Consider the following 24,549-nt stretch of genomic DNA (forward strand, 5'->3'; position numbering starts at 1 on the left):
GATGAAGCTGGACCCCGATGCCGAGGCATTGCTGGCCGCTGCCCGCGCCGCCAACCGCCCGGCCTGGAACGAGTTGACGCCCGAGCAGGCGCGCGAAGCCTATATGGCGACGCGCGCCCTTTCCGCCCCGCCACCGGTTGCGGTGGCAGAGGTGCGGGACCTGACCTGTCCGGGCCCGCACGGCCCCATCCCGCTGCGGCTCTATCGCCCGGCAGCGGCCCCGGCGAGGGATGCGCCGGTGCTGGTCTATGCGCATGGCGGCGGCTGGGTGTTCGGCAATCTCGAATCGCATGACGGCCTTTGCCGGCACCTGGCCGAGGGCAGCGGCTGCGTGGTAGTGGCGGTGGATTACCGCCTGGCGCCGGAGCACCGCTTCCCCGCCGCCTTCGACGACGCGTTGGCGGCCACGCGCTGGGTCGCGGCGGAGGCCGAAGCGCTGGGCGTCGACCCAGCTCGCCTCGCCGTGGGCGGCGACAGCGCCGGCGGCAACCTCATGGCTGCGGTGTGCCTGCACGCGCGCGACCATGGCGGCCCGGCCATCGCCTACCAGATGCTGCTCTACCCGGTGACGGATCTGGCGATGGACACACCCTCCCACCGCCGCTTCGGGGAGGGGCATTCGCTGACCACCGCCGCCATGCGCTGGTTCGCCGGTCTCTACCTGGGGCCAACGGAAAGCACGGATTGGCGCGTCGCGCCGCTGCGCGCCGCCAGCCTCGCCGGGCTGCCGCCCGCCTTCGTGCTGACCGCCAGCCACGACCCGCTGCGCGACGAGGGCGAGGCCTATGGTCGGCGCCTGGCCGAGGAAGCCGGCGTGCCGGTGACGCTGTGGCGCGCGCCGGGCCAACTGCATGGCTTCCTGCCGATGGGTAAGCTGCTGCGCGCCGCCGACCCCGCGCTCGACCGGCTGGCGGCGGCGCTGCGGCTGGCCCTCAGCGCCTGATCGTTTGCGGCTGCTGCAACCGCAAATAGCTGGGGGCGCGCGCGAAGCGAACGCATCCCCCCTTCAGCCCTCCAGCTTGATCCCGGCCGCCTGGATCACCTGCTGCCAGCGGCGGCGCTCGGCCAGGATCGTGTCGGCGGCCTGTTCCGGGCTGTGATGGCCGATCGGCTCCAGCCCGGTGGCCACCATGCGGGTCACGATGTCGGGCTCGGTGAGCGCGCGGTTGAAGGCGGCGTTCACGGCCATGATGATGTCGCGCGGCGTGCCGGCGGGGACGGCGATGTAGTTATAGGCGGTAGCCTCGAAGCCCGGCACCGTCTCCGCCACCGTCGGCACCTCCGGCAGCAGCGGGCTGCGCTGCGCGCTGGTCACCGCCACCCGCACCAGTGAGCTATTGGCGCTGAGCCCGAGCATGTCGGAGATGGTGCCGAAGCACATATGCACCCGGCCGGCCAGCAACTCGGCGGAATAGGCGCCGAAGCCGCGGAACGGCACATGCTGCATCTGCACCCCGGCCATGCTGTTGAACAGCTCGCCCGAGAGATGGTTGCTGCTGCCGGTATTGCTGCTGGCGAAGGTCAGCTCCCCCGGCCGGCGCTTCGCCAGCGCGATCAGCCCGGCAATGTCGCGCACGCCCAGCGAGGGATGCACCAGCAGCAAATTCGGCGCGCGCATGATGCTGCCGGTCGCCACCAGATCCTTGTCCGGATCGTAGGGCAGGTTCGGCATCAGCGAGGGGTTGATGATCTGCGTCGCCGGCGTGCCGTAGAACAGCGTGTAGCCATCCGGCGCGCTGCGGGCGACGAATTGCGCGCCGATCGCGGTGCCGCCGCCAGGGCGGTTGTCCACCACCAATTGTTGGCCGAGCTGCGGCGTCATCTTCTCTGCCAGCATGCGCCCGACGACATCGACCGAGCCACCGGCGCCGAAGGGAATCACCAGCCGCACCGGCCGGTCGGGCCAGCGCGCGGCCCGGGCCCCGCCGGGGTGCAGCAGGGGCAGGGCCAGGGTGCTGGCCAGGAGCCCGCGACGGGCACAGACAACAATGTGCATGGACGTCCTCTCCGTTTCCCCATGCATAGAATGGGCCCGGGCCGGAGCGGAAGTGGCTTCGCCGCCGCGATGCGCGCCACCGCATAGCGGCCGCCGCTTAATCTCCGACAAGGCGGCCGCCTTGCGATCGGGGAAGAACGCCTGGCGCCGCCGGCGAGCAGCCCGGCCGGCTTCCGGTGGTCAGCAGCGGTGCGTCCGTCTGGTCCTGCGGCCCGAGCCGGTGGTGCGGACGAATCCACTGGCGATCTCGATGGCCCGGCTGTTGCTGCCCCGGCGTCACCCGCCGGCGTGGCGAGTTGCGTGTGGGCCGGACCGCTTTTCCTGCCGGCGCGGCTCGGCCATGTCGCCCCGGGCAGGTTGAATCACTTGCTGTTCCGAGGCGCGCCTTCATGGCGACTTCCTGCGCAATTCTCCTCGCGAATGTATAGTTCTTGCGCGTCCTGTGCATCGCTGCTGGAAATTAAGGCTAAACGAGCAGGCGCGCCACCTTGCCGCCTGGCTGCTTCTCCGGTTCGATCCTGTCGCGCCCAGGCGGCGGGCTCCCGCCTCGGTGCCCGGCCGCGCCATCGCCGCCCATGCTGTTCATCGGAGAGGAATCATGCGGATCGCCTTGAAGCGCCTGCCGATGCTGCTGCTGGCCTTCCTGCTGCTGGCGCCCCACCTGGCCGTGGCGCAGGAGGTGCCGGGCGTCAGCGCCGAGGCCATCCGCATCGGCTCCTTCGGCGCGCTGACCGGGCCGGGCTATCTCTACGGCCGGCTGGTGATGAACGGCGTGGAGGCGGTGTTCGACAAGGTAAATGCCGCCGGCGGCGTGCATGGCCGCCGCCTCACTTTGGTGCGCGAGGATGACCGCTGCGAGCCGAGCGGCGCCATCGCCGCCGTCCGCAAGCTGGTCTTTCAGGAGCAGAGTTTTGCTCTCGTCGGCGGCGGCTGCAGCAACGCCACCCTCGCCGCACGGGGCGAGATCGAGCAATCCGGCGTGCCCTTCGTGAATTTCGCCTCGGTGCATGACGGCATCACCCTGCCGCGGGCCCGTAACATCTTCTCCACGGCGCTGACCTCCGGCATCGAGAGCCAGGCCCAGATCGCTTATGCGCTGGACCAGGGCGCGCGGCGCATCGCCGTGGTCTCCATGCGCGATGCCTGGGGCCGCTCCCGCTACGAGCCGCTGATGGCCGAGATCCGCCGCCGCGGCATTACCCTGGTGGCGGATGAGGAAGTGCCGCCGGACGCCAATGACGCGACGCCGCAGGTGCTGCGGGTGCGCCAGGCGAATGCCGATGCGGTCATCCTGCTGCTCTACCCGAAGCCCGGCGCAGTCTTCCTGCGCGACGCGGCGAAATTCGGCTTCCGGCCGCTGGCCATCGGCCAGTCCGGCATCGCCGACCCGGCGGCCTTCGAGGAGCAGGTGGGCGTGCCCGGCGCCACTGCCCGCTTCGTCACCATCTCCATGGTCCGCTACACGCCGGATTCGCCGGAGGTCGCCGCCTGGCGCGACGCGATCCAGGCGAAATACCCGGCGGACCGGCTTTCCGTCTTCAACCTGTTCGGCATCGGCAATGCGCAGACCCTGGTGGAGGCGCTGCGCCGCGCCGGCCCGCAGCCGACGCGGGAGGGGCTGATCGCGGCGCTGAACACCATAAGCGACTTCCCGACCGATGCCTTCGGGTCCGGCATCACCTGCACGCCGGAGGATGGGCGCTGCAACAAGACCGTGGTCTGGATCCAGAAGCCGCCGGGCGGGCCGATCCGCGTCATCGGCACCACCACGGTGCAATAAGCCGCCTTGCTCTCCTACCTGGTGCTGAGCGGGCTGACGACCGGCTCCATCTACGCCCTCGTCGCCCTCGGGATCGTGCTGGTCTACAAGGCGACCGGCACGATCAATTTCGCCCATGGCGACCAGCTCATGATCGCCGGCTTCCTGGCCTACACCCTGCATGTGATGCTCGGCCTGCCCTATCTGGTGGCGATGCTCGGCGCCGTCATCGGCAGCTTCCTGCTGGGCGCGCTGGCCGAGCGCATCGGCTTCCGCGCCGTGCTGCGGAGCAACCTTATCAATGTGGTGCTGGCGACGCTCGGCCTCTCCTTCGTGCTGAAGGGCGTGGCGCGGCTGACCTGGGGCGGCATCAGCGACTATCTTTCCTTTCCGCCACTGGTCTCGCCGGACCCGATCATGATCGGCGACCTGATCCTGCTGCCGCAGCAGCTCGTCGTCACCGCCGGGGCGCTGGTGGTGATGGGCCTTTTCGCCCTGTTCTTCCGGCTGACCACCATCGGCCGCGCCATGCAGGCCACGGCGGACAACCCGAAGGCGGCGCGGCTGGTCGGCATCCGCGTCGAGCATATCCACATGCTGGCCTTCGCCGTCGGCGCCGCGGTCGCCGGCGCGGGCGCCACGCTGATGGCGCCGCTCACCCTGCTCTACCCCGATATCGGCTTCACCCTGTTCATCAAGGGCTTCGCCGCCGCGGTGCTGGGCGGCCTCACCAGCCTGCCCGGCGCGCTGGTGGGTGGGCTCGCGATCGGCATCGTGGAGGCGCTGGCGGCCGGCTACATCCATTCCTCCTTCCTCGAGGTCTCCGCCTTCATCGCCATCATGCTGACCCTGGTGCTGCGGCCGCGCGGGTTGATGGGCGGCCCGCCGCCGCGGCGCGCCTGATGCGTCAGCCCGTTCTCCTCGGCCTCGCTGGTGCGCTGGCCCTCGCTGTGCTGCCTTTGGTCGCCAACCCCTATCTGCTGTTCGTCGGCAACCAGCTTGCGATCTTCGTCATCCTCGCGGTGGGGCTGAACCTGCTGGTCGGCTATTGCGGGCAGCTCGCCTTCTCCCATGCCGCGCTGTCCGGCATCGGCGCCTATGGCACGGCGCTGCTGAAGGTGCATCTCGGCCTGCCCTTCTTCCTGGCGCTGCCCTGCGGCGCGCTGCTGGCGACGGCGGTGGGCCTGGCCATTTCCTACCCGGCGCTGCGGCTGTCCGGCCTCTACCTTTCGCTCGCCACGCTGGCCTTCGCGCAATTCACCCTCTGGGTCTTCATGAACTGGGAGGCGGTGACCTTCGGCGCCGGCGGCTTCCGCGTGCCTGCGCCGTCCTACCCGCTGATCGGCGCGGGACTCGGCACTTACTATCTTTCCCTGGCGCTGGCCGTGCTGCTGGCGCTGGCCGCTGCCTCGCTGGTGCGCTCGCGCCTCGGCCGCGCCATGATCGCGGTGCGCGACGGGGAGGTGGCGGCGGAGGCGCTCGGCATCAACCTGTTGCGGACCAAGGCGATGGCCTTCGGCCTGTCCGCCTTCTATGCCGGCGTGGCGGGCGGGCTGCAGGCGCTGATGCTCGGCTACATGGCGCCGGAGAGCTTCGACCTGTTCCACATGGCGCTGATGAAGGCGATGATCGTGGTCGGCGGCCTCGGCAGCATCGCCGGCTCGGTCATCGGCGCCGGGGCGGTGCTGTTCCTGCTGGAAGGGCTGCGCGCCTTCAAGGGGGCGCAGGAGATCGCCTTCGGCAGCCTGCTGATCGCCGCCGTGGTGTTCGCGCCGCGCGGCTTGGCCGGCGCGCTGAACCGCCTGCCGCGCTGGCGGGAAAGCTATCTGCGCCGCCCGGCCCGGGACGCCGCGCCGTGACGCCGCGCCTGGCGGTGGAGAAGGTGGGCCTCGCCTTCGGCGGCGTCGCCGCGCTGAGCGGGGTCAGCCTGACCGTGGCGCCGGGCGAGATCCGTGGCATCATCGGCCCCAACGGCGCCGGCAAGACCACGCTGCTGAACGCCATCTGCGGCATCGTCCCGCCGACCACCGGGCGGGTGAGGCTGGACGGCAAGGACGTGACCGGCCTCTCCCCCTCCGCCATCGCCGCCCGCGGGTTGCGGCGCACCTTCCAGACTTCCGCTTTGTTCCCCGGGCTGACCGTGCTGGAGAATGTTGTCACCGGCCTGCACACCGCGACGCGCGCCGGGCTGCTGGACTGCGCCTTCGGCAGCCGCCGGCTGCGGGAGGAGGAGCGGGAGGCGGCCGCCCGCGCTCGCCGCGTGCTGGAATTCGTCGGCATGGCAGGCTTCGCCGAGCGCCCCGCCGGCGCGCTCTCCTTCGGCCAGCAGCGGCTGGTGGAGATCGCCCGCGCCCTGGTCTCGGACCCCGCGGTGGTGCTGCTGGACGAGCCGGCGGTCGGCCTCAGCCTCAACCGGCTGGCGGATATCGACCGGCTGCTGCGCCGCATCCGCGACGAGCGCGGCGTGACCCTGCTGCTCATCGAGCATGTGATCCGGCTGGTGATGGAGGTCTCGGACAGCATCACCGTGCTCAGCTCCGGCACCGTCATCGCGGAGGGCACGCCGGACGCGGTGCGGCAGGACCCGGCGGTGATCACCGCCTATCTCGGGACGGCGGTGCATGCTTGAGGTCGAGCATCTTGCCGTCAGCTACGGCCCGACGCGCATCCTGGAGGATGTGAGCTTCCACGTGCCGAGAGGGCGTGTGGTGGCGCTGCTCGGCGGCAATGGCTCGGGCAAGACCACGGTGCTGAACGCGCTGACCGGCATGGTGCGGCCGCGCGGCGGCGCCATCCGCTTCGGCGGACAGGATTGCGCGGGGTGGCGGCCGGACCGGATCCTCCGCCTTGGCCTCGCCCAGGTGCCGCAGGGGCGGGAGGTTTTCGCGAGTATGTCGGTGGCGGAGAATCTGGAGCTCGGCGCCTATACGCGGCGCGACCGGGAGGGCGTGCGGCGCGACACGGAACGCGCGCTGGCGCTGTTCCCGCGGCTGCGGGAGAAGGCGCGGCGCCGTGCCGGCACGCTCTCCGGCGGCGAGCAGCAGATGCTGGCCGTCGCCCGGGCGCTGATGAGCGGGCCGCGCCTGCTGCTGATGGATGAGCCTTCGGTCGGCCTGGCGCCGAATGTGGTGGGCGACATGGTGGCGGCGATCCGCGCGCTGCGCGAGGAAGGGCTGACCATCCTGCTGGTCGAGCAGAATGTCGGCGTCGCCGCGGCGGTGGCGGACAGCGCGCATGTGCTGCAAGCTGGCCGCATCGTGCATTCCGGCCCCGCCAGCGGCCTGCTGGACGATGAAGAGGTGCTGCGGAGCTATCTGGGCTAGTGCATTTCCAGGGCCGGCGAGACGCCGGGCGACTCGGAAAATGCGAACCGCACGGGGCTGGCGGCAGCGGGAGCGGCAAGGGAGAGAATCGTGGAAGACATCACGCTGCATCGCACCGCGGCGGGCATCGTCACCGTCACCCTGGCACGGCCGCAGAAGCGCAACGCCGTTTCCCTGGCGATGTGGCGGGAGCTGGGCCGGTTGTACCACGCGCTGGGCGAGGATCCGGCGGTGCGGGTGGTGATCCTGACCGGCGCGGGTGGGCATTTCAGCGCCGGCGCCGACATTTCCGAATTCGGCACGGTGCGCAGCACGCCGGAGGACATCGCCGCCTATGAGGAAACGGGCGATGCCGCCACCGCGGCGATCCGCGATTGCCCGAAGCCGACCATCGCTGCCGTCGCCGGCTTCGGCGTGGGCGGGGGCTGCGGGTTGGCGCTGGCCTGCGACCTGCGCGTCGGCGATGCGACGACGCGCATGGGCATTCCCGCGGCGAAGCGCGGCGTGGTCTATGGCACGCTGGATACCGGGCTGCTGCTGCGCGCGGTCGGGCTCTCCGCCGCCAAGCTGATCCTGTATTCGGCGCGGCTGGTGGAGGCGGCGGAGGCGCGGCGGCTCGGCCTGCTGGACGTGCTGGCGGAAGGCGAGGCGCTGCCCGCGGCGGAGGCGCTGGCCGCCGAGATCGCCGCCAATGCGCCGCTCTCCGTCGCCGGGTCGAAGCTGGTGCTGGAAGCCCTGGCGCGCGGCGAGACCGACTCCCGCATGGCGGAGATCCATGCCGCCATGGACCGCGCCAGCGGCAGCGCGGATTACCGGGAGGCGAGCCAGGCTTTCGTGGAGAAGCGCCCGGCGGTGTTCCGGGGGGCGTGAGCATGCTCTGGCTTGGCATCGATGTGGGCGGCACCTTCACCGACCTCGTGCTGTACGACGCGGAAGCCGGCAGGCTGCAGGCGCTGAAGGTGCCCTCGACGCCGGCCGACCAGTCCGAGGGCATGCTGACCGGCATTCGCCGCCTTGGCCTTGACCCCGCGCGGCTGACCCGCCTGGCCCATGGCACCACGGTTGCGACCAACACGGCGCTGGAGGGCACCGGCGCCCGCATCGCTGCGCTGGTGACGGCCGGGCATGGCGATGTGCTGGTGGTCGGCCGCGGCAACCGCACCGTGATGTACGACATCAAGGCGCCGCCGCCGCCGCCCGTGGTGCCGCGCGACCGGCTGTTCGAGGTGCGGGAGCGCATGCTCGCCTCCGGCGAGGTGCTGCGGCCGCTGGACGAGGCGCAGCTCGCGGCGCTGGCGGAACGGCTGCGCGCCGAGGGCGCCAATGCCATCGCCCTCTGCTTCCTGCACAGCTACGCCAACCCGGCCCATGAACAGCGCGCCGCCGCCATCCTGCGCGCAGCGCTGCCGGAGGCGGTGGTGGCGAGCTCCGCCGAGGTGCTGCCGGAATACCGCGAGCATGAGCGCTTCAGCACTACCGCGTTGAACGCCGCCGTCGCGCCGCGCATGCGCCATTACCTCGGCGGGCTGCGCCGCCGGCTGGCGGAATTGGGCGCCACCGCGGAGCTCTCCATCATGACCTCAGGCGGCGGCACCCTGCCTGCGGCGCGGATCGAGGCGCTGCCGGTGCTCTCCATGCTCTCCGGCCCGGCCGCTGGCGTCATCGCCGCGCGCTTTGTCGGGACGGCGATCGGCTATCCCAGCCTCATCACCTGCGACATGGGCGGCACCTCCACCGATGTCGCCGTCATCCGCGACGGTGGTTTCGGCATGACGCAGGATGGTCGGATCGGCCCCTATCCGGTGAAGATCCGGCAGATCGACATTAACACCATCGGGGCCGGCGGCGGCAGCATCGCGGCGGTGGATGCGGCGGGCACGCTGACCGTCGGCCCGCGTTCCGCCGGCGCCATGCCGGGGCCGGCCTGCTATGGGCGCTGCGGGGTTGAGCCGACCGTGACCGATGCCAACCTCGCCCTCGGCCGGCTCGGTGGTGAGCAGGCGCTGGGCGGCGAGATCCGGCTGGACCGCGCAGCGGCGGAGGCGGCGGTGGCCCGGCTCGGCGCCCGCATCGACCTTGGCACCCAGGCGATGGCGGAGGGCATCCTCCGCATGGCAGTCATCGGCATGACCGGCGCGATCAAGGAGGTCTCAGTCATGCGCGGCCTTGATCCGCGCGATTTCGCGCTGCTCGCCTATGGCGGCGCGGGGCCGCTGCATGCGGCGGCGATCGCCGAGGAGCTCGGCATGCGCATAGTGCTGGTGCCGCCGATGCCGGGCAATTTCTCCGCGCTCGGCCTGCTGGTCGCCGATATTCGTCGCGATCTGGTGCGCACGCGGCTCGGCACGCTGGGCACGCTGCAGGTAGCGGAGGTGCGGGAGGTGCTGGCGGCGCTGGTCGCAGAGGCCGCGGCGGAGCTGGCGGCATCCGGCGTCCCGGAGGCGCAGCGGGAGTATGAGGCGGTGCTCGACATGCGCTTTACCGGCCAGGCCTTCGAGCTGGCGGTGCCGGTGGCACTGGCGCCGTCCTCGCTGGACGAAATCGAGGCCGCCTTTCACCAGGTCTATGCCGCGCGCTACGGCGCCGCGCCGGCCGGCATGCCGGAGATCGTCAGCTACCGCATCGCCGCCTTCGGCCGCACCGAGACGCCGGCGCTGCCGCTGCTGGCGCCGGCAGGCCGTTCGTTGGCGGCCGCGCACAACGGCACGCGGCTGGTCGGCCTGGACGGCGCGACGCTGGAAACACCCGTGCTGATGCGGGAGAAGCTGCCGCTGGACCAGCCCATCCCCGGCCCGGCCCTAGTCGAGGAGGCCGGCTCCTGCACCGTGGTGCCGCCGGGCTGGACGCTGCGGCTGCTGCCGCAGGATGTGCTGGTGCTGGAGAGGGGCTGAGCCATGGCGGTCGATCCCATCACCCTCGAAGTGCTCACCCAGGGCCTGATCTCCATCGTGCGGGAGATGCGGGCGACGGTGATGCGCACCGCCAAATCCGTGGCGATCTATGAGGCGAAGGATTTCTCCTGCGGCCTCTTCGCGCCGGGCAGCCAGGTGGTGGCGCAATCGAACGACATCGGCTCGCATGTCGTGCCGATGCCCTGGTCGGTCCGCGCCGCCATGGCGAAGCTTGGCGAGACGCTGGCGCCGGGCGACGTGCTGCTGATGAACGACCCCTATGCGGGCGGCACGCATCTCAACGACGTCACCATCATCGTCCCGGCCTTCCGCGAAGGCCGGCTCGCCTTCTTCCCCGCAGTGCGGGCGCATTGGCCGGATGTCGGCGGCATGGTGCCCGGCAGCATGTCCGGCAAGGCGACGGAGATCTACCAGGAAGGCATCCGCATCCCGCCGATGAAGGTGATGGAGGCGGGGCGGCTCAACGCGCCGGTGCTGGAGCTGCTGCTGGCCAATATGCGCGTGCCGGAGGAGCGGCAGGGCGATTTCGACGCCATGCTCGCCGCCTGCCGCGTGGCTGAGGCGCGCATCCAGGAGATGCTGGCGCGCTACGGCATCGCGCTGGTGGAGGAGGCGGTCCGCCTCGACCTCGACCGCTCCGAGGCGCGGATGCGTGCCACCATCGCCAGCCTGCCGGACGGCACCTATCATTACGAGGATTACCTCGAGACCTTCCCGGATGGGCGGTTCGAGCCGCTGCTGGTGCCGCTGGCGCTGACCATCGCCGGCGACCGCATGATCGCCGATTTCACCGGCGCGGCGCCGCAGGTGCCGGTGCCGGTGAACTCCACTTTGGCGGTGACGGCGGGCTCGGTCTTCATTGCGGTGAAGTCGGTGCTGGACCCTGCCCTGCCGCTGAACCAGGGCAGCTTCCGCAGCATCGAGGTGATCGCCCCCGCCGGCACGGTGCTGAATGTGGAGCGCCCCGCGCCCGCCGGTTCCCATGGCGAGGTGCGCAAGCGCGTCATCGCCACCATGGTCGGCGCGCTGAGCCAGGTGACGCCGGAGCGCGTGGCCGGCGATCTCTGCCGCACCTCCTTCCACAACCTGATCGGCGGCTGGGACCCGGCGAGCCGCCGCGAATGGGTGCATTACGAATGGTCCGGCGGCGGCAATGGCGCCTTCCGCGAAGGTGATGGGCCGAGCGCCATGGCGCCCTTCGACTGGGGCGATCTCGTCACCGTGCAACCTTCCGAAGTGCTGGAGACGCGCTTCCCGCTGCTGGTGGAGGAAAGCCGGCTGCGCACCGATAGCGGCGGCGCCGGCACCACGCGCGGCGGCCTCGCCATGCAGCGGCGCATAAGGCTGCTGGCGGCGGAAGGGCGCTACTCGCTGCTCTCGGATGGCGCGGTGGTGCCGGCCTTCGGCGTGCTGGGCGGCCGCAGCGGCCTGCCGGTCGCGTCCTGGGTGGAGAAGGCGGATGGCGGGGTCGAAGCCTTCGACACGCCGGGCAAGGTCGGCGGGCATCTGCTGCGGCGGGGCGATGCGGTGGTGCTGCGCTCGGCCGGGGGCGGCGGCTACGGCGATCCGCTACAGCGCCCCCCGGCGGCAGTGGCGGAGGATGTGCGGCTCGGCCTGATCTCGCCCGAGGCGGCGGCTGCGTTCTACGGCGTGGTGCTGACGGCGGAAGGCAGCGCCGATCTGCCCGCCACCGAGGCGCGGCGCACCGCGCTGTACGCGGCACGGCAGCCGCTGGCCGCTGCGGCGGCCACGCAGGATTCGGTGTTCGAGGCCGGCAGCGTCAGCCGCCGGCGGCTCTGCCGCCTCCATCCGGCGGATGCCGCAGCGCGCGGCCTGACGGAGGATCTGCTAGTGGAGATGGATACCGGAGAGGCCGCCGCGCTGCGCGGCTGGATCAGGATCGACCCCACGGTGCCGCAGGGCCGTCTGCCGCTCGACCCGATCGGGCTCGGCATCCTGAAGGCGAAGCCGGGCGGCGCGGTGGCGCTGCGCGCCGTGCAGGCGTTGCCGGCATGAGCGCGTCCGATGACCGGAGGGGCCCCGGAGGTCCGAATCGGCCGCGCCAGGACATGGGCGCCGTATTGCTGACCGGCATCGGCGGGCTGATCGGCCATGCGGTGGCGCGGCAGCTCGTCGCCGCCGGCCGCGAGGTGGTGGCGCTGGACCGCGTGCCGGTGCCCGACGCGCCCTGCCAGGTGCACCGACACGAGATCGGCGAGGTGCACCGGCTGCATGAGCTGGTGCGCCAGCATCGCGTCACCCGCATCATCCATGCCGGCAGCATCTCCGGCCCCATGGTCGCGCCGGAGGAGCCGGCCAAGGTGCTGGCCGTCAATCTCGGCGGGCTGGTGGACATGCTGGAGGTGGCGCGCATCCACGGCCTCGCCCGGGTGGTCTGGTTCTCCTCCATCCTCGCCTATGAGCAGCGCGGCGGCGAGGCGCCGGTCGCGGAAGACGCGCCGCTCGGCGCCGATGAGGCCTATGGCGCCAGCAAGGTCGCCGGAGAGGCGGTGCTGCGCGCCTATGCGGTGGCGCATGGCGTCAGTGGCGTCGCCTTCCGCGTCGCCTCCTGCTACGGGCCCGGCCGCACCACTTCCTGCTTCATCCGCACCCTGGTGGAGAATGCGCGGGCCGGGCGGCCGACCCTGGTGCCGGATGCCACGGCGCGGGACCGGCAGCATATCTATGTCGACGATGTGGCGGTGGCGGTGGTCACGGCGCTGGACGCGCCGAACCTGCCGCAACGCACCTACAATCTCGGCCCCGGCGAGGCGCTGACCGCGGCCGAGGTCGCGGCACGCGTCGGCGCCGGCGTGCCCGGCGTGCGGCTGGAGGTCGATCTGACAGCGCCGTATGCCAATCGCTTCGCCCTCGGCCCGCTCGACATCACGGCGGCACTGCGCGATCTGGGCTTCGCCCCGCGCATCGGCCTCGCCGAAGGCGCGGCGCGCACCGCGGCATGGCTCGCCGCCCGCGATCGGAGGACTCCATGACGCTGCACGCGGATCTCAACTACACCGGCAAGCGCGTGCTGATCACCGGCGCCGCGAACGGCTTCGGCGCCGCCACCGCGCGGCTGATGCGGGCGCATGGCGCGACGCTGGTGCTGGCGGATATCGAGGCCGATACGCTGGCGCCCCTCGCCGCGGATCTCGGCGCCGCGGCGATCCCCTTCGACCAGGCCGATCCCGCTTCGGTGGAGCTGCTGGCAGCGCAGGCCGGCGAGATCGACGTGCTGGTGAACAATGCCGGCATCCTGGTGGCGAAGCCGCTGCTGGAGACCTCGCCCCTGGAGGTCCGCCGGTTGATCGACACCGATCTGGTCGGCCCCATCCTGCTGACGCGGCTGATCGGCGCCGGCATGGTGGCGCGCGGCAGCGGCGTCGTGCTCAGCATCAGCTCGCAGACCGCCTTCTGCGGCGGCGAGGGGCGGGCGGTCTATGCGGCGGCGAAGGCGGCCATCGCGCAGCTCACCCGGAGCCTTGCGGTGGAATGGGGGCCGCGCGGGGTGCGCGTGGTCAGCCTCGCCCCGGGACGGTCGATCACTCGCATGACACAGGAGACGGCGGCGCCAGGCTATACCGGCGACCGCGGCCTCTCCCGCGTGCCGCTCGGCCGCTGGGGCACGGCGGAGGAGGTGGCGAAGGCGATCCTCTTTCTCTGCTCGGATGCTGCCAGCTATGTCACCGGCCAGACGCTGGTGGCGGATGGGGGTTATGCTATCGGCTAGGCGCATGGCTTGAGCGGACGCCCTCGCCGCCTCCCGCCGCGCCGAGGTGGTGCAGGTTGGTGGCGGGGCCACCTCAGATCCCATACCGGCGCCGTCGCCCGGGCATTGCGCCGCGGCGAATTGTGCCTTCAGGCACAAGACAAGCGGCAGCACTTTGTGGCTAAGCTGGCCCGGGCTGGTCGGCCGGACGGGACTGGGCGCCGATGCGTGAAACGTCAGATATGGCCTGGGGGAAGGCGTTGGTTGCCGCGGCCCTGCACGGCGACGCGGCCGGGATCGCCGCGCGCTTGCCGGATGGCGCAACGAATCCGCAGGACCTTCTCAATGGCAGCCAGTTCCTGAAGGGCCGGGACGCCGAAATGCGTCTTCTCGGCCTGCAGATCCTGGCCAATTGGCTGCGCGCCCGCGGCGACCTCCGCAGCGCCGTCGCCCTTTCCCGGGCGTTGCTGCATGTTCTGCTGGACCGCGCCGTGCCGCCTCTCGCGTCAGGGGCCGCGCTGCAGATCGACAATGTCGCCGGCCTGTTCGCCTCCATCGCCACCGATGTGGGCTGGCCGGCCGACCAGCTTGCCGCCTGGCCGCGGATCGAGGCGGGGCTGCGCCGTCTCGGCCTCGACGCCACCGTCGTGACCCTGGCCGTGGGCCGCGCCGAGCTGCTGCGCCTCGACGGCCAGTATGAGCGCGCTGATCGCCTGGTGCGCCGGCTGTCCGCCGCGCCCCTGCTGCCGGGCGACGGCGCCACGCGCCACCGCCTCGAAGGGCTGCGCGAGCGTTTCGTGCGCCGCCCCGATGATCACCCGCACGGCCCCGTGGCCGGGCCGCCCGAGCCTCCGCCGGAGGGCGAGGCAGCGGCGGCGGCCATCGCCGAGGCGCTGTCCCGGGCCGCTTCGCTGCCGGGGGCGCGCAACCCGCTCGGCGCCGTCATGGGCCTGTTCGCCGTCGTCTCCCGCTTCGCGGCCTGCCATGAGCTGGAGACGCTGCGCGCGGTGCTGCCGCCGCTGCAATCGCTGGTGGCGTTCTGCGCTGCCCGCGGCTTCACGGATGACGAGCGCACGGCGCGCTGGCTGGAGGTGGTGTTCCTGCGCCGCCTCGGCGCGCGGGAGGAGGCGGCGGCCGGGCTGCGCGCCATCCGCGACGGCGTCGAGGCGCAGCGACTCAGGATCAGCGACCCGCATCTGCGCGCCGCGGCCGGCATCGCGCTCACTCATCTCTACCCCGTCAGCGTTGCCCTCCTGCAGGACCTGCGGCGACCGCAGGAAATGTTCGAGGCGCTGGAGGAGGCGAAGTCCCGCGTTCTCGCCGATCTCATCTCCGCCGCCCAGGCGCCGCGCCTGCTGGACCCCTCAGCGCCGCGCCCACGAGTGGCCTGCCGCGCCGCCGCGCTGCTGGGCGAACTGCGCGCGGCGCTCGCCGCCTCCTCGCAGCGGGCGCATTACCTGACCTTCCTGACGGATGATGATTGCAGCTATGCCGTCCTGGCCGACGCCGAGGGTGGCCTGCATAGCTGGCGCGCGGCGCCGGGGCGGGCCGCGCTGCTGGACGCTGCGCAGGAGTTGGAGCTGCTGATCCGGGGCGACCAGGCCGCCTTTCCGCGCCCGCGCCCGGGCATCCTCTCGGTGCCGGAGGAGGCCGCCCGCTGGCCCTTCGATCCGCTGCTGGAGCGGATCGCGCCGCTGCTGGCGCCGCTGGAGGCGCTGCTCGGGCAGGGCGTGCTTCGGCGCGGCGATGTGCTCTGCATCGCCCCGGACGGCGCCGGCTTCGGCCTGCCCTGGGCCGCCCTGCCCCTCGCCGGCGCGCCGCTGATCGACAGCCTGGTCCCCGTGCTGGTGCCGAGCGCACGCGCCCTGCTCGCCGCCTATGACCAGTCCTGCCTGGAGGATGCGCGCGGCGGCGGCGCCGATGTGGTGCAGGCGCCGCATGGCCATGAGGGCGCCGTCGCGGCCGAGGGGTTCGAGCGCGAGGCCGCGCTGCTCGCCGCGCTGGTTCCCACCGTCGTCCATCGCGGCCCCGCCGCCTCGCTCCGGGCGCTGGAGCGGCTCGACCTGCGCGGCGGCGTGCTGCATTTCGCGGCCCATGGCGAGTTCCGGCCGCATGCGCCGCTGGAGGAGTCCGGCCTCGCCCTGCCTGAGCCCGATGGGAGCTTGCCGGCCGGCGAGGCGCGGCTCGCCGAATGCCGTCTGACGGGCGCCCGGGCGGGGCGGCTGGCGCTGGCGGGCAGCCATGTGACGCTGCGCGCCTGCGTCTCCGGCGCGGTGGCGGAGATCGCCGGGCGCGAGGCGCTGGGCATGGCCTTCGGGCTATGGCAGGCCGGAGCGCAGAGCGTGCTGGCGGGGCTGTGGGACCTGAACCTGCCATCCTCGGCCGCCCTTACCGAAGCGTTCTATCGCGGCTGGCTGGGCGAGGGGCGGCCGCGCGCGGCCGCCTATGCCGCCGCCATGCGCGGCGTGCGCGACGCGCCGGATGGCGCCTGGACGCATCCCTATCATTGGGCCGGCCTTGCCCTGTGGGGCTGGTGGGACTGACCGGAGGAGGAAGCCGATGTCCGACAGCGAGCTTGCGGCGAGGATCGCCGCGCTGCATCCGAAGAACGCCGTGCGCATCCTGGAGGTGGTGCGGAACACCGCCCTGGGGGCGCTGTCCGAAGCGGCCGCGGCTGAGGCGGACGATGATCTGCAGGCGTTTGCGCAGGCGCTGCAATTGCCCGCCGGCTGGCAGAGGCAGTCGGTCACCGCCCTGCCGCCGGGCGCGGAGGCGGGGCCGGCGGCCGACCCGGGCGGCGAGGCGGCGAAGGCCTTGCTGAAGCTGCTGGCAGAGCAGCCTGAGCTGCGGCCACTGATCGAAGAGAAGCTGGCGCTTACCGACCAGAGCGCGTCCCTGACCCTGGCCCTCGGGCTCCCGCTCGCGGTGGCCGCGGCCTGGCTGCTGGTCTCCGGCCGGATCCACGTCACCTACTCCAGGGAGCGCGGCCTGGAGGTGGAGTACCAGAAGGAGGGGCTGACGCCGGATCAGCAAGCCAAGCTGCTGCCGGGCTTCGTGAAGGAGATGCTGGCCGCGGCGCGGGCGGTAGCCGGCCTGGGGAGCGGCGGCGCCGCGCCGCCCGTCGCAAAGGGCTAAGGGTTTTTGGCACAGGCTTTGCTTAAAAGCCAGCCACAGGCAGTGGCGGGCAGAGCGTATGGCGAACCTGGGCAGCCTTTCCGCGGAGGGGCCGAAGCTGGCGGCGGCGCGGCCGCGCCCGCAGGCCTTTCTCGGCCTGCAGCTCGCCCCGACCGCGCTGCTGCTGGCGCTGTTCATGGCGGCGCCACTTGCCGTCATGTTCGGCATGTCCTTCTTCCGCGCCACCATCTTCGGGTTGGAGACCACCCCCTCCCTCGGCAACTACGAAAAACTGGTCAGTGACCCGCTCTACGGGCTGCTGCTGCTGAAATCGCTGCGCATCTCGCTGACCGTGACGGTGCTGGTGCTGCTGATCAGCTACCCCGTCGCCTACTGGCTGGCAAAGATGGTCACCCGCTGGCGCACCGCGCTGCTGCTGCTGATCTTCGCGCCCTACTGGGTGAATTACGTTATCCGCACCTATGCCTGGATGCCGCTGCTCGGCCGCACCGGCGTGGTGAACAGCGTGCTGCTGGCGACCGGCGTCATCGACCGGCCGCTGGATATGCTGCTGTTCAACGAATTCTCCGTCCAGCTCGTCATGGTCTATGTCTATTTGCCCTTCGGCATCGTGCCGATCTACCTCTCGCTCGACCGCATCGACGACAATCTGCTGCGCGCCTCGGCCGATCTCGGAGCCTCGCCCTGGGCGAGTTTCCGCCAGGTGGTGCTGCCGCTTTCGGCGCCGGGCCTGGCCGGGGCGGCGATGACCGTCTTCGTCCTGGCGATCGGCGCCTATGTCACGCCGCGGCTGGTCGGCGGGCCCAGCGGCATCATGTACGGCAACCTCATCGCCGACCAATTCGGCGCCAGCTTCAACTGGTCCTGGGGCGCCACCCTTTCCCTCGTGCTGGCGCTGGCGGCCCTGGCGGTCATTGCGCTGGTCGCCAGGCGCGTGCCGCTGGCCAAGGTGTTCCTGCAATCATGAAGGGCCCGCTCTCCCGCAGCGGGGCGGCGACGGCCTTCGGGCTCTTCGCCATCGCCGTGTACGTTTTCCTCTATCTGCCGGTCATCACCATGGTGGTGCTCTCCTTCAACAATTCCATTGGCATCGGGCTGCCCTGGGGCGGCTTCACCACCCGCTGGTATCGCGAGAGCCTGGAGAATGCGCTGGCCCGCAACGCCTTCCTCTCCAGCGTCCAGCTCGCGGTGGTGGTCAGCCTGGTGTCCTCCAGCCTAGGCCTCGGCGTGGCGCTGGCCTTCCGCCGCGCCTTCCGCGGCAAGGCGCTGATGCTGAACGCGCTGATCCTGCCGCTGCTGATGCCGGGCATCGTGCTCGCCGTCGGGCAGATCACGCTGTGGAATTTGCTGGGGCTGCTGCCCGGGCTCTGGGGCACGGCGCTGCTCGGGCATCTCGTCTACACCGTGCCCTTCGCCTTCCTGAACATCTTCCCGCGGGTCCACCGCTTCGACCCGAATATCGAGGCCGCCGCCGCCGATCTCGGCGCGGGACCCTGGACGGTCTTCGCCACCATCCTGCTGCCGCGCATCCTGCCGGGGCTGCTGGCCAGCGCGCTGTTCTGCTTCACCTTGAGCTTCGACGAATTCACCCGCACCCTCTTCCTGATCGGCGCGGAGAACACCCTGCCGATCTATTTCTGGTCCATCATCCTCACCGATCCCTCGCCGGCGGCGAGCGCGATCGCGACGCTTTCCGTGCTCTTCTCCCTCGGCATCGTCGCGCTGGGGTTGTTGGCGCTGAGCGGAAGGCGGCGAGGCCGGGCCGCGCTGGCAGGAGCGCAGGGATGAAGCTGTTGCGCCGACCCGATCTGGAGCTGATTGGCATCGACAAGGGGTTCCGCGGCAAGCAGGTGCTGCGGCGGGTCTCGCTGGAGGTGCAGCCGGGCGAGTTCATCGCCGTGCTGGGCCCGAGCGGCTCCGGCAAATCCACCCTGCTGAAGATCGCAGCCGGCTTCGAGCAGCCGGATAGCGGTACGGTGCGGCTGCAGGGCGAGGATGTGACCGCGGTGCCGCCCTATCGCCGCAACATCAACACCGTCTTCCAGAATTACGCGCTGTTCCCGCATATGTCGGTGTTCGACAACGTCGCCTACGGGCTGCGCCGCAAGAAGGTGAAACCCGCGGAGGTGACGCAGCGGGTGGGCGAGGCGCTGGCGCTGGTCGGCCTGGCGAGCTTCGGCCCGCGCCAGCCGGAGACGCTCTCCGGCGGCGAGCAGCAGCGCATCGCGCTCGCCCGCGCTTTGGTCAACCGCCCCGCCGTGCTGCTGCTGGACGAGCCGCTTTCCGCCCTCGACCTAAAAATCCGCCGCCGCATGCAGGGCGAGCTGAAGCGCATCCATGAGGAGGTGGGGACCACCTTCCTCTTCGTGACGCATGACCAGGAGGAGGCGGTGGTGCTGGCCGACCGCATCACCGTCATGCGCGATGGCGGGCTGGAGCAGGTGGGCACGGCGCGGGAGATCTACGACCGGCCGGCCACGCCCTTCGTCGCGGATTTCGTCGGCGAGATGAACTGGCTGCGCGGCCAGGCCGAAGGCGGCGTGGCGCGGCTTGCGGATGGCAACGCCCTGCATCTGCCGGAGGGCATCGCGCCGCCCGCCGGGGCCCTGCGCGTCGGCGTGCGGCCGGAGCGGCTGCGCATCGCCGCCGTCGGCGCGACGTCCGGCGCGCGGGAGAATGCGCTGGCCGCCACCATCACCCGCATCACCTTCCAGGGGCCGAGCACGGTGGTGGAGGCCCGCACCGAAACCGGCGAGGCGATCCGCTGCCTGTGTGGCCCGGCCGATGTCGCCGGCGCGCTGCTGCCCGGCAGCGCCATCCTCTGCCTCTGGGATGCCGAGGCGACCTTGGTCTTTGACGCCGCCGGCGCTGAGAACGGCCTCACACGCAAGGGGGAGTTGGTGGAATGACGATGGGGTTCGGGCGCCGCGACGCGCTGAAGATGGGCTTCCTGCTGCCCGGGCTTGCCGGCGCCGCCACTGCGCAGGCGCAGCCCACACGGCGCCCGCTGAACGGCATGGTCTTCTGCCACACCATGGGCACCGCGGCGGATATCGGCCTGTTCAAGGCGGCGACCGGCATCGAGGCCAATGTCACCTGCTGGGTCTCGAACACCGATACCATCACCAAGCTCGCTGCCGGCGCAGGCCGCAGCTTCGACGTCTTCAACCTGAGCTGCCAATTCATCCCCGTCGTGCTGCAGCGCGGGCTGCTGGCGCCGCTGGACCTGGCCAAGATCCCCAACATGCAGCTTCTCGCCCCGGCCTTCGCCGGGACGCCCTACTCCACAAGGGGCGGGCGCCGCTATTCCGTGCCCTTCATGTTCGGCTACGATTCGCTGGTCTACAACCGCAAGAAGCTCGGCCATGTGGACAGCTACGGCATCCTGTTCGAAGAGAAATACAAGGGCCAGATCGCGATCCGCGACGATCCGGGCTACTCCATCGCCCAGGCGGCGGCGTTCCTCGGCCACGCCAATCCCTGGCGGCTCTCGGGGCGGGAGCTGCGGGAGGTCACCGCCTTCCTGATCAGCAAGAAGCCGATCTTCCGCAAGCTCTGGGGCGGCTTCGCCGAGGCGGTCTCCCTGCTGAAGAGCGAGGAGGTGGTGGCGGTCGGCGATGGCTGGATCTCCATGGCCTGGTCGCTGAACAATGGCGGTATGGGCGGCGATTTCGCCATCGCCAACCCGAAGGAGAAGGCGATGGTCTGGACGCATGACTGGATCATGCCGAAGGAGGTGGCGGATCGCGGCGCCGCGGACTCCGCCTATGCCTTCATGAACTGGTCGATCGGCGCCGAACAGGCGGCGAATATGGGCCGCAAGGTGGGCTATGTCTCTCCATCCAAGGCCGGCCTGTCCCTGCTGACGCCGGAGGAGGCGAAAACGGTCGGCTATGACGACTATGAGGCGGTGATGCGCAATGGCCTCTTCCTCGACGAATTCCCGGAGAACTACCAGGACTGGGTCGAGGCCTGGAGCCGGTTCAAGGCGGCCTGAATCATGGCGCAATGGCAGGTCGGTGTCGATGTCGGCGGCACCTTCACGGATATCCTGGCGGTGGAGCCCGAGAGCGGGCTCTGGCGCATCGGCAAGGTTCCTTCGACACCGGAGGACCAGTCCCGCGGCGTGATCGCGGGTCTGGAGAGCGTCGGCGTGCCGCTCGTCGAGGTGGCGGGCTTCGTCCATGGCACCACGGTCGGCACCAATGCGGTGCTGGAGCGGAAGGGCGTGCCCTGCGGGCTGATCACCACCCAGGGCTTCCGGGACATGCTGGAGCTCGGCCGCCGCACAAGGCCGAACGCCTATGGCATGACCGGCAGCTTCGAGGCGCTGGTGCCGCGCGAGATGCGGATCGAGGTGCCGGAGCGCATGGGGGCCGCCGGCCAGGTGCTGACCCCGCTGGACGAGGATGCGGTGCGCCGCGCCGTGCAGGCGCTGCGCGAGGCGGGCGCCGAGGCGCTGGTCATCCACTTCCTGCATTCCTACGCCAATCCGGCGCATGAGCTGCGGGCCGCCGAGATCGTGCGGGAGCTATGGCCCAACCCTTACGTCACCGTCGGGCATGACGTGCTGCGGGAGGTGCGGGAATTCGAGCGCGGCTCCACCGCCGCGGTGAACGCCTATATCCAGCCGCTGATGTCGCGCTACCTCTCGCGCCTGGCCGGCGCGCTGGAACGCGGCGGCTTCCCGCGCACCCTGCTGGTGATGCAGGGCAATGCCGGCACCATGACGGCGAAGGGCGCGGCGGAGCATGCGGCGCAGACGGTGATGTCCGGACCTGCGGCCGGGGCGCTGGCCGCCGCGCGGGTCGGTGTCGAGGCCGGGATGCGCAACATCATCGGCTGCGACATGGGCGGCACCAGCTTCGACGTCACCCTGATCCGCGACGGCGCGCCCGCCATCTCGGCGGAGAAGGATGTCGCCTATGGCGTGCCGGTGCGGGTGCCGATGATCGACATCCACACCATCGGCGCCGGCGGTGGCTCCATCGCCCGGGTGAACCAGGCGGGGCTGCTGCAGGTGGGGCCGGAAAGCGCCGGCTCCCGCCCCGGGCCGATCTGCTATGGCCGTGGCGGCACGGAGCCGACCGTGACCGATGCCAATCTGGTGCTCGGCCGGCTCGATCCCGCCTCCATGCCCGGCGTCGAAAGCCCGGTGCCGGTGGAGGTGGTGCAGGCGGCGATCCTGGAGAAGATCGGCAAGCCGCTCGGCCTGGATGCCATTGCCGCTGCCTCCGCCATCATCGCCGTCGCCACCAACCACCTGGCCAGCGCCATCCGGCTGGTGTCGATCGAGCGCGGCGAGGATCCGCGCGACTACGCGCTGTTTGCCTTCGGCGGCGCCGGGCCGCTGCATGCGACGGCGCTGGCGCAGGAGCTCGGCGTGCCGCAGGTGCTGGTGCCGCGCTTCCCTGGCGCCACCTCGGCGCTGGGCTGCATCCTGGCCGACCTCCGGCACGATTTCGTCCGCACCATCGGCCGGCCGTTGCTGGAGGTGGAGGGCGCGGCGATGGAGGCAATCCTCGCCGAGCACGCCGCGCAGGGCAGGGCGCTGATCGAAGGGGAGGGCGTGCCCATCGAGGGCATCGTCACCGTGCATGAGGCGGATCTGCTGTTCCGCGGCCAGAGCCATGTCTTCCGCATGGCGGTGACCCTGCCCTTCGCGCCGGCGGAGGTGCTGGCGCAATTCACCGCCCGCTATCGCCAGCGCTTCGATATCGAGCTGGCGGGGATGCGGGTGGTGCTGGCCAATCTGCGCACCACGGTGCTCGGCACGCGGCGAAAGATCGGCATGGCGCTCTTCGCGCCGGAGGCGGTGGGCGAGCCGGTGCCGCGCACCAGCCGGCAGGTGGTGTTCGGGACGAAGGCCTGGACCACGCCGATCTACCGGCGGGAGACCCTGCCCGCTGGCCATGTCCTGCCCGGCCCCGCCATCATCGAGCAGATGGACGCCACCACCGTCGTCGATCCCGGCGCGACGCTCCGGGTCGATTCCACCGGCAACCTCGTCATCTCGGTCGGAGCCGCCGCATGAGCCTCGATCCCGTCCAACTCGCCGTCATCCAGAACGGGCTGCGCCAGGTCGCGTCCGAGATGGACATGGTGCATCAGAAGACCTCTTTCTCCCCGGTGATCTCGGAGGGGCTGGACCGCGCCAACGGCATCTACCACCGCGAGACGGGCGAGGTGATCGCCCAGGGCGAAACCGGCCTGCCGAGCTTCATCGGCGTCATGCAATTCTCCACCCAGCACATCATCCGCCTGCGCCGGGATCTGGAGGAAGGCGACGTCATCCTGGTAAACGACCCCTATCTGGGCGGCACCCATCTAATGGATGTGCGCATGCTGGCGCCCTTCCACTATCGCGGGAAGCTGTGGTGCCACCTCTCCAACACCGGCCATTGGTCGGACACGGGCGGGATGGTGCCGGGCGGCTTCAATAGCACCGCGACGGAAATCCAGCAGGAAGGACTGCGCATCCCGCCGGTCAAGCTCTACCGCCGCGGCGTGCTGGACGAGGACATCCAGCAGATGGTGCTCAACAATGTCCGGGTGCCGGAGGAAAGACTGGGTGATCTCCGCGCTCAGCTCGGCGCGCTGCGCGTCGGCGCACGGCGGCTGACGGAGCTGCTGGACCGCTACGGCGCCGATGTGGTGGAGGCGGCGATCGAGGAGCTGAAGACGCGCTCCGAGCGGCTGATGCGCGCGCATATCGCCACCATTCCGGACGGCACCTATGAAGGCACCGCCTTCTGCGACAGTGATGGCGTGGTGTTCGAGAAACTGGCCGTCCGGCTGCGCATGAATGTTAAGGGCGACCGCATCGGCTTCGACCTCTCGCAATCCAGCCCGCCCTGCAAGGGGCCGATGAACACGCCGCGCGACCTCGCCACCTCCGCGGTCTATGTGGCGATGAAGCATGTCTTCCCCGACGTACCGATCAATGCCGGCTGCTTCACTCCGATCGAGGTCGGCGGCCAGGACGGCACCTTCCTCGATGCGCAATATCCCCGTCCCTGCGCCGGCGCCGCGGCAGAGGTCTGCCAGCGGGTGATGGAATCGGTCTTCGCCGCCATGGGCCAGGCAATGCCGGAGCGGATGTTCGCCTCGCCCTTCGGCACTTCCGGCAATTTCAGCCTGGGCGGCTACGACCCGGAGGAGGATCGCCGCTACATCATGTACATGTTCAGCGGCGGCGGCTATGGCGGCTACAGCGAGGGCGACGGGCTGACCAATGGCTGCTCCTCCCTCTCCATCGCCAAGACCCAGCCGATCGAGGTGCTGGAGCAGCATTTCCCCGTGCTCTACGAGGAATACGCGCTGCGCGAGGGCTCGGCCGGCGCCGGGCGGCATCGCGGCGGCTTCGGGCTGAATTACCGGGTGAAGTTGCTGCGCGGCGAGGCGCGGGCCTCCTTCGTCATGGATCACGGCGTCACCGGCCCCGCCGGCCTGCTCGGCGGTGGGCCGGGAGAGACGCTTGCCATCGAGGTAGGGCAGGGCGGCGCGCGCTCCCTGCCGCCGCATGTCTCGAAGGGGGAGGGCTATGCGCTGGAGCCGGGCGACTGGGTGCAGGTGCGCACCCCCGGTGGCGGCGGCTACGGCCCGCCGGCGGAGCGCGACCCGGCCGCCATCGCCCGCGACCTGCGCCGCGGCTATCTGGGCCCCGAGCAGGCGGCGGCGGAATACGGCCACAAGCTGGCGGCGGAGTAGCGCGC

Annotated in this window: 20 protein-coding genes; 19 read left to right on the forward strand and 1 reads right to left on the reverse strand. The window is 71.1% G+C overall.

Annotation, left to right across the window (positions count from 1 at the left end; genetic code table 11):
• Position 1 precedes the first annotated feature (1 nt).
• Complete coding sequence (locus tag E5N76_RS15730) at positions 2-943, forward strand: alpha/beta hydrolase (RefSeq protein ID WP_207791991.1); 942 nt, start codon at positions 2-4, stop codon at positions 941-943.
• Between the two features lie 63 nt (positions 944-1,006).
• Here E5N76_RS15730 and E5N76_RS15735 read toward each other — a convergent pair whose 3' ends face one another.
• Positions 1,007-1,996 (reverse strand): Bug family tripartite tricarboxylate transporter substrate binding protein, encoded by a 990-nt coding sequence (locus E5N76_RS15735; protein ID WP_187830198.1) that lies wholly within the window; start codon positions 1,994-1,996, stop codon positions 1,007-1,009.
• A gap of 598 nt (positions 1,997-2,594) precedes the next feature.
• Here E5N76_RS15735 and E5N76_RS15740 point away from each other — a divergent pair.
• The 18 genes from E5N76_RS15740 (at position 2,595) to E5N76_RS15825 (ending at position 24,544) form a co-directional block, all read left to right on the forward strand.
• Positions 2,595-3,776 (forward strand): ABC transporter substrate-binding protein, encoded by a 1,182-nt coding sequence (locus E5N76_RS15740; protein ID WP_149538264.1) that lies wholly within the window; start codon positions 2,595-2,597, stop codon positions 3,774-3,776.
• A gap of 6 nt (positions 3,777-3,782) precedes the next feature.
• The gene (locus E5N76_RS15745) at positions 3,783-4,658 is read left to right on the forward strand and encodes a branched-chain amino acid ABC transporter permease (RefSeq protein WP_149538265.1); all 876 of its coding nucleotides are present in this window, start codon (positions 3,783-3,785) and stop codon (positions 4,656-4,658) included.
• Entirely contained in the window at positions 4,658-5,614 is a 957-nt protein-coding gene (locus E5N76_RS15750; RefSeq protein ID WP_149538266.1) for a branched-chain amino acid ABC transporter permease, read from the forward strand. The genes E5N76_RS15745 and E5N76_RS15750 overlap by 1 nt, the downstream gene beginning before the upstream one ends.
• The gene (locus E5N76_RS15755; RefSeq protein WP_149538267.1) at positions 5,611-6,384 is read left to right on the forward strand and encodes an ABC transporter ATP-binding protein; all 774 of its coding nucleotides are present in this window, start codon (positions 5,611-5,613) and stop codon (positions 6,382-6,384) included. The genes E5N76_RS15750 and E5N76_RS15755 overlap by 4 nt, the downstream gene beginning before the upstream one ends.
• Entirely contained in the window at positions 6,377-7,078 is a 702-nt protein-coding gene (locus E5N76_RS15760) for an ABC transporter ATP-binding protein (protein WP_149538268.1), read from the forward strand. The genes E5N76_RS15755 and E5N76_RS15760 overlap by 8 nt, the downstream gene beginning before the upstream one ends.
• Before the next feature lie 90 nt (positions 7,079-7,168).
• The gene (locus E5N76_RS15765; protein ID WP_207791992.1) at positions 7,169-7,948 is read left to right on the forward strand and encodes an enoyl-CoA hydratase-related protein; all 780 of its coding nucleotides are present in this window, start codon (positions 7,169-7,171) and stop codon (positions 7,946-7,948) included.
• Between the two features lie 2 nt (positions 7,949-7,950).
• A complete protein-coding gene (locus E5N76_RS15770) occupies positions 7,951-9,969 on the forward strand; it encodes a hydantoinase/oxoprolinase family protein (RefSeq protein WP_187830199.1) in 2,019 nt (672 codons plus the stop codon).
• Between the two features lie 3 nt (positions 9,970-9,972).
• Positions 9,973-12,006 carry a hydantoinase B/oxoprolinase family protein gene (locus E5N76_RS15775; protein WP_149538270.1) on the forward strand — a complete coding sequence of 678 codons (2,034 nt, stop codon included), beginning with the start codon at positions 9,973-9,975 and terminating at the stop codon, positions 12,004-12,006.
• 53 nt (positions 12,007-12,059) lie between these two features.
• A complete protein-coding gene (locus E5N76_RS15780; protein ID WP_187830200.1) occupies positions 12,060-12,983 on the forward strand; it encodes an NAD-dependent epimerase/dehydratase family protein in 924 nt (307 codons plus the stop codon).
• Entirely contained in the window at positions 12,980-13,720 is a 741-nt protein-coding gene (locus E5N76_RS15785; protein WP_187830201.1) for an SDR family NAD(P)-dependent oxidoreductase, read from the forward strand. The genes E5N76_RS15780 and E5N76_RS15785 overlap by 4 nt, the downstream gene beginning before the upstream one ends.
• 359 nt (positions 13,721-14,079) lie before the next feature.
• Positions 14,080-16,242 carry a CHAT domain-containing protein gene (locus tag E5N76_RS15790; protein WP_149538273.1) on the forward strand — a complete coding sequence of 721 codons (2,163 nt, stop codon included), beginning with the start codon at positions 14,080-14,082 and terminating at the stop codon, positions 16,240-16,242.
• A gap of 16 nt (positions 16,243-16,258) precedes the next feature.
• Entirely contained in the window at positions 16,259-16,834 is a 576-nt protein-coding gene (locus tag E5N76_RS15795) for a hypothetical protein (RefSeq protein WP_149538274.1), read from the forward strand.
• A 58-nt stretch (positions 16,835-16,892) separates the two neighbouring features.
• Positions 16,893-17,801, forward strand: a complete 909-nt coding sequence (locus tag E5N76_RS15800) for an ABC transporter permease (RefSeq protein ID WP_149538275.1) — start codon at positions 16,893-16,895, stop codon at positions 17,799-17,801.
• Positions 17,798-18,622 carry an ABC transporter permease gene (locus tag E5N76_RS15805; RefSeq protein WP_149538276.1) on the forward strand — a complete coding sequence of 275 codons (825 nt, stop codon included), beginning with the start codon at positions 17,798-17,800 and terminating at the stop codon, positions 18,620-18,622. Before E5N76_RS15800 ends, E5N76_RS15805 begins: the two co-directional genes overlap by 4 nt.
• Entirely contained in the window at positions 18,619-19,743 is a 1,125-nt protein-coding gene (locus E5N76_RS15810; RefSeq protein ID WP_187830202.1) for an ABC transporter ATP-binding protein, read from the forward strand. The genes E5N76_RS15805 and E5N76_RS15810 overlap by 4 nt, the downstream gene beginning before the upstream one ends.
• Positions 19,740-20,831, forward strand: a complete 1,092-nt coding sequence (locus E5N76_RS15815) for an ABC transporter substrate-binding protein (protein ID WP_149538277.1) — start codon at positions 19,740-19,742, stop codon at positions 20,829-20,831. Before E5N76_RS15810 ends, E5N76_RS15815 begins: the two co-directional genes overlap by 4 nt.
• A 3-nt stretch (positions 20,832-20,834) precedes the next feature.
• Entirely contained in the window at positions 20,835-22,868 is a 2,034-nt protein-coding gene (locus E5N76_RS15820; protein WP_149538278.1) for a hydantoinase/oxoprolinase family protein, read from the forward strand.
• Positions 22,865-24,544, forward strand: a complete 1,680-nt coding sequence (locus E5N76_RS15825; RefSeq protein ID WP_149538279.1) for a hydantoinase B/oxoprolinase family protein — start codon at positions 22,865-22,867, stop codon at positions 24,542-24,544. Before E5N76_RS15820 ends, E5N76_RS15825 begins: the two co-directional genes overlap by 4 nt.
• The last annotated feature ends 5 nt before the right edge of the window (positions 24,545-24,549 follow it).

It is taken from the genome of Siccirubricoccus phaeus, assembly GCF_008360935.1.
Taxonomy (GTDB): Bacteria; Pseudomonadota; Alphaproteobacteria; order Acetobacterales; family Acetobacteraceae; genus Siccirubricoccus; species Siccirubricoccus phaeus.

Coding starts and splice junctions, on each gene's coding strand:
- E5N76_RS15730 (WP_207791991.1), top strand. CDS start 2: ATGAAGCTGGACCCCGATGCCGAGGCATTGCTGGCCGCTGCCCGCGCC.
- E5N76_RS15735 (WP_187830198.1), bottom strand. CDS start 1,996: ATGCACATTGTTGTCTGTGCCCGTCGCGGGCTCCTGGCCAGCACCCTG.
- E5N76_RS15740 (WP_149538264.1), top strand. CDS start 2,595: ATGCGGATCGCCTTGAAGCGCCTGCCGATGCTGCTGCTGGCCTTCCTG.
- E5N76_RS15750 (WP_149538266.1), top strand. CDS start 4,658: ATGCGTCAGCCCGTTCTCCTCGGCCTCGCTGGTGCGCTGGCCCTCGCT.
- E5N76_RS15760 (WP_149538268.1), top strand. CDS start 6,377: ATGCTTGAGGTCGAGCATCTTGCCGTCAGCTACGGCCCGACGCGCATC.
- E5N76_RS15770 (WP_187830199.1), top strand. CDS start 7,951: ATGCTCTGGCTTGGCATCGATGTGGGCGGCACCTTCACCGACCTCGTG.
- E5N76_RS15775 (WP_149538270.1), top strand. CDS start 9,973: ATGGCGGTCGATCCCATCACCCTCGAAGTGCTCACCCAGGGCCTGATC.
- E5N76_RS15780 (WP_187830200.1), top strand. CDS start 12,060: ATGGGCGCCGTATTGCTGACCGGCATCGGCGGGCTGATCGGCCATGCG.
- E5N76_RS15785 (WP_187830201.1), top strand. CDS start 12,980: ATGACGCTGCACGCGGATCTCAACTACACCGGCAAGCGCGTGCTGATC.
- E5N76_RS15790 (WP_149538273.1), top strand. CDS start 14,080: ATGCGTCTTCTCGGCCTGCAGATCCTGGCCAATTGGCTGCGCGCCCGC.
- E5N76_RS15795 (WP_149538274.1), top strand. CDS start 16,259: ATGTCCGACAGCGAGCTTGCGGCGAGGATCGCCGCGCTGCATCCGAAG.
- E5N76_RS15800 (WP_149538275.1), top strand. CDS start 16,893: ATGGCGAACCTGGGCAGCCTTTCCGCGGAGGGGCCGAAGCTGGCGGCG.
- E5N76_RS15805 (WP_149538276.1), top strand. CDS start 17,798: ATGAAGGGCCCGCTCTCCCGCAGCGGGGCGGCGACGGCCTTCGGGCTC.
- E5N76_RS15810 (WP_187830202.1), top strand. CDS start 18,619: ATGAAGCTGTTGCGCCGACCCGATCTGGAGCTGATTGGCATCGACAAG.
- E5N76_RS15815 (WP_149538277.1), top strand. CDS start 19,740: ATGACGATGGGGTTCGGGCGCCGCGACGCGCTGAAGATGGGCTTCCTG.
- E5N76_RS15820 (WP_149538278.1), top strand. CDS start 20,835: ATGGCGCAATGGCAGGTCGGTGTCGATGTCGGCGGCACCTTCACGGAT.
- E5N76_RS15825 (WP_149538279.1), top strand. CDS start 22,865: ATGAGCCTCGATCCCGTCCAACTCGCCGTCATCCAGAACGGGCTGCGC.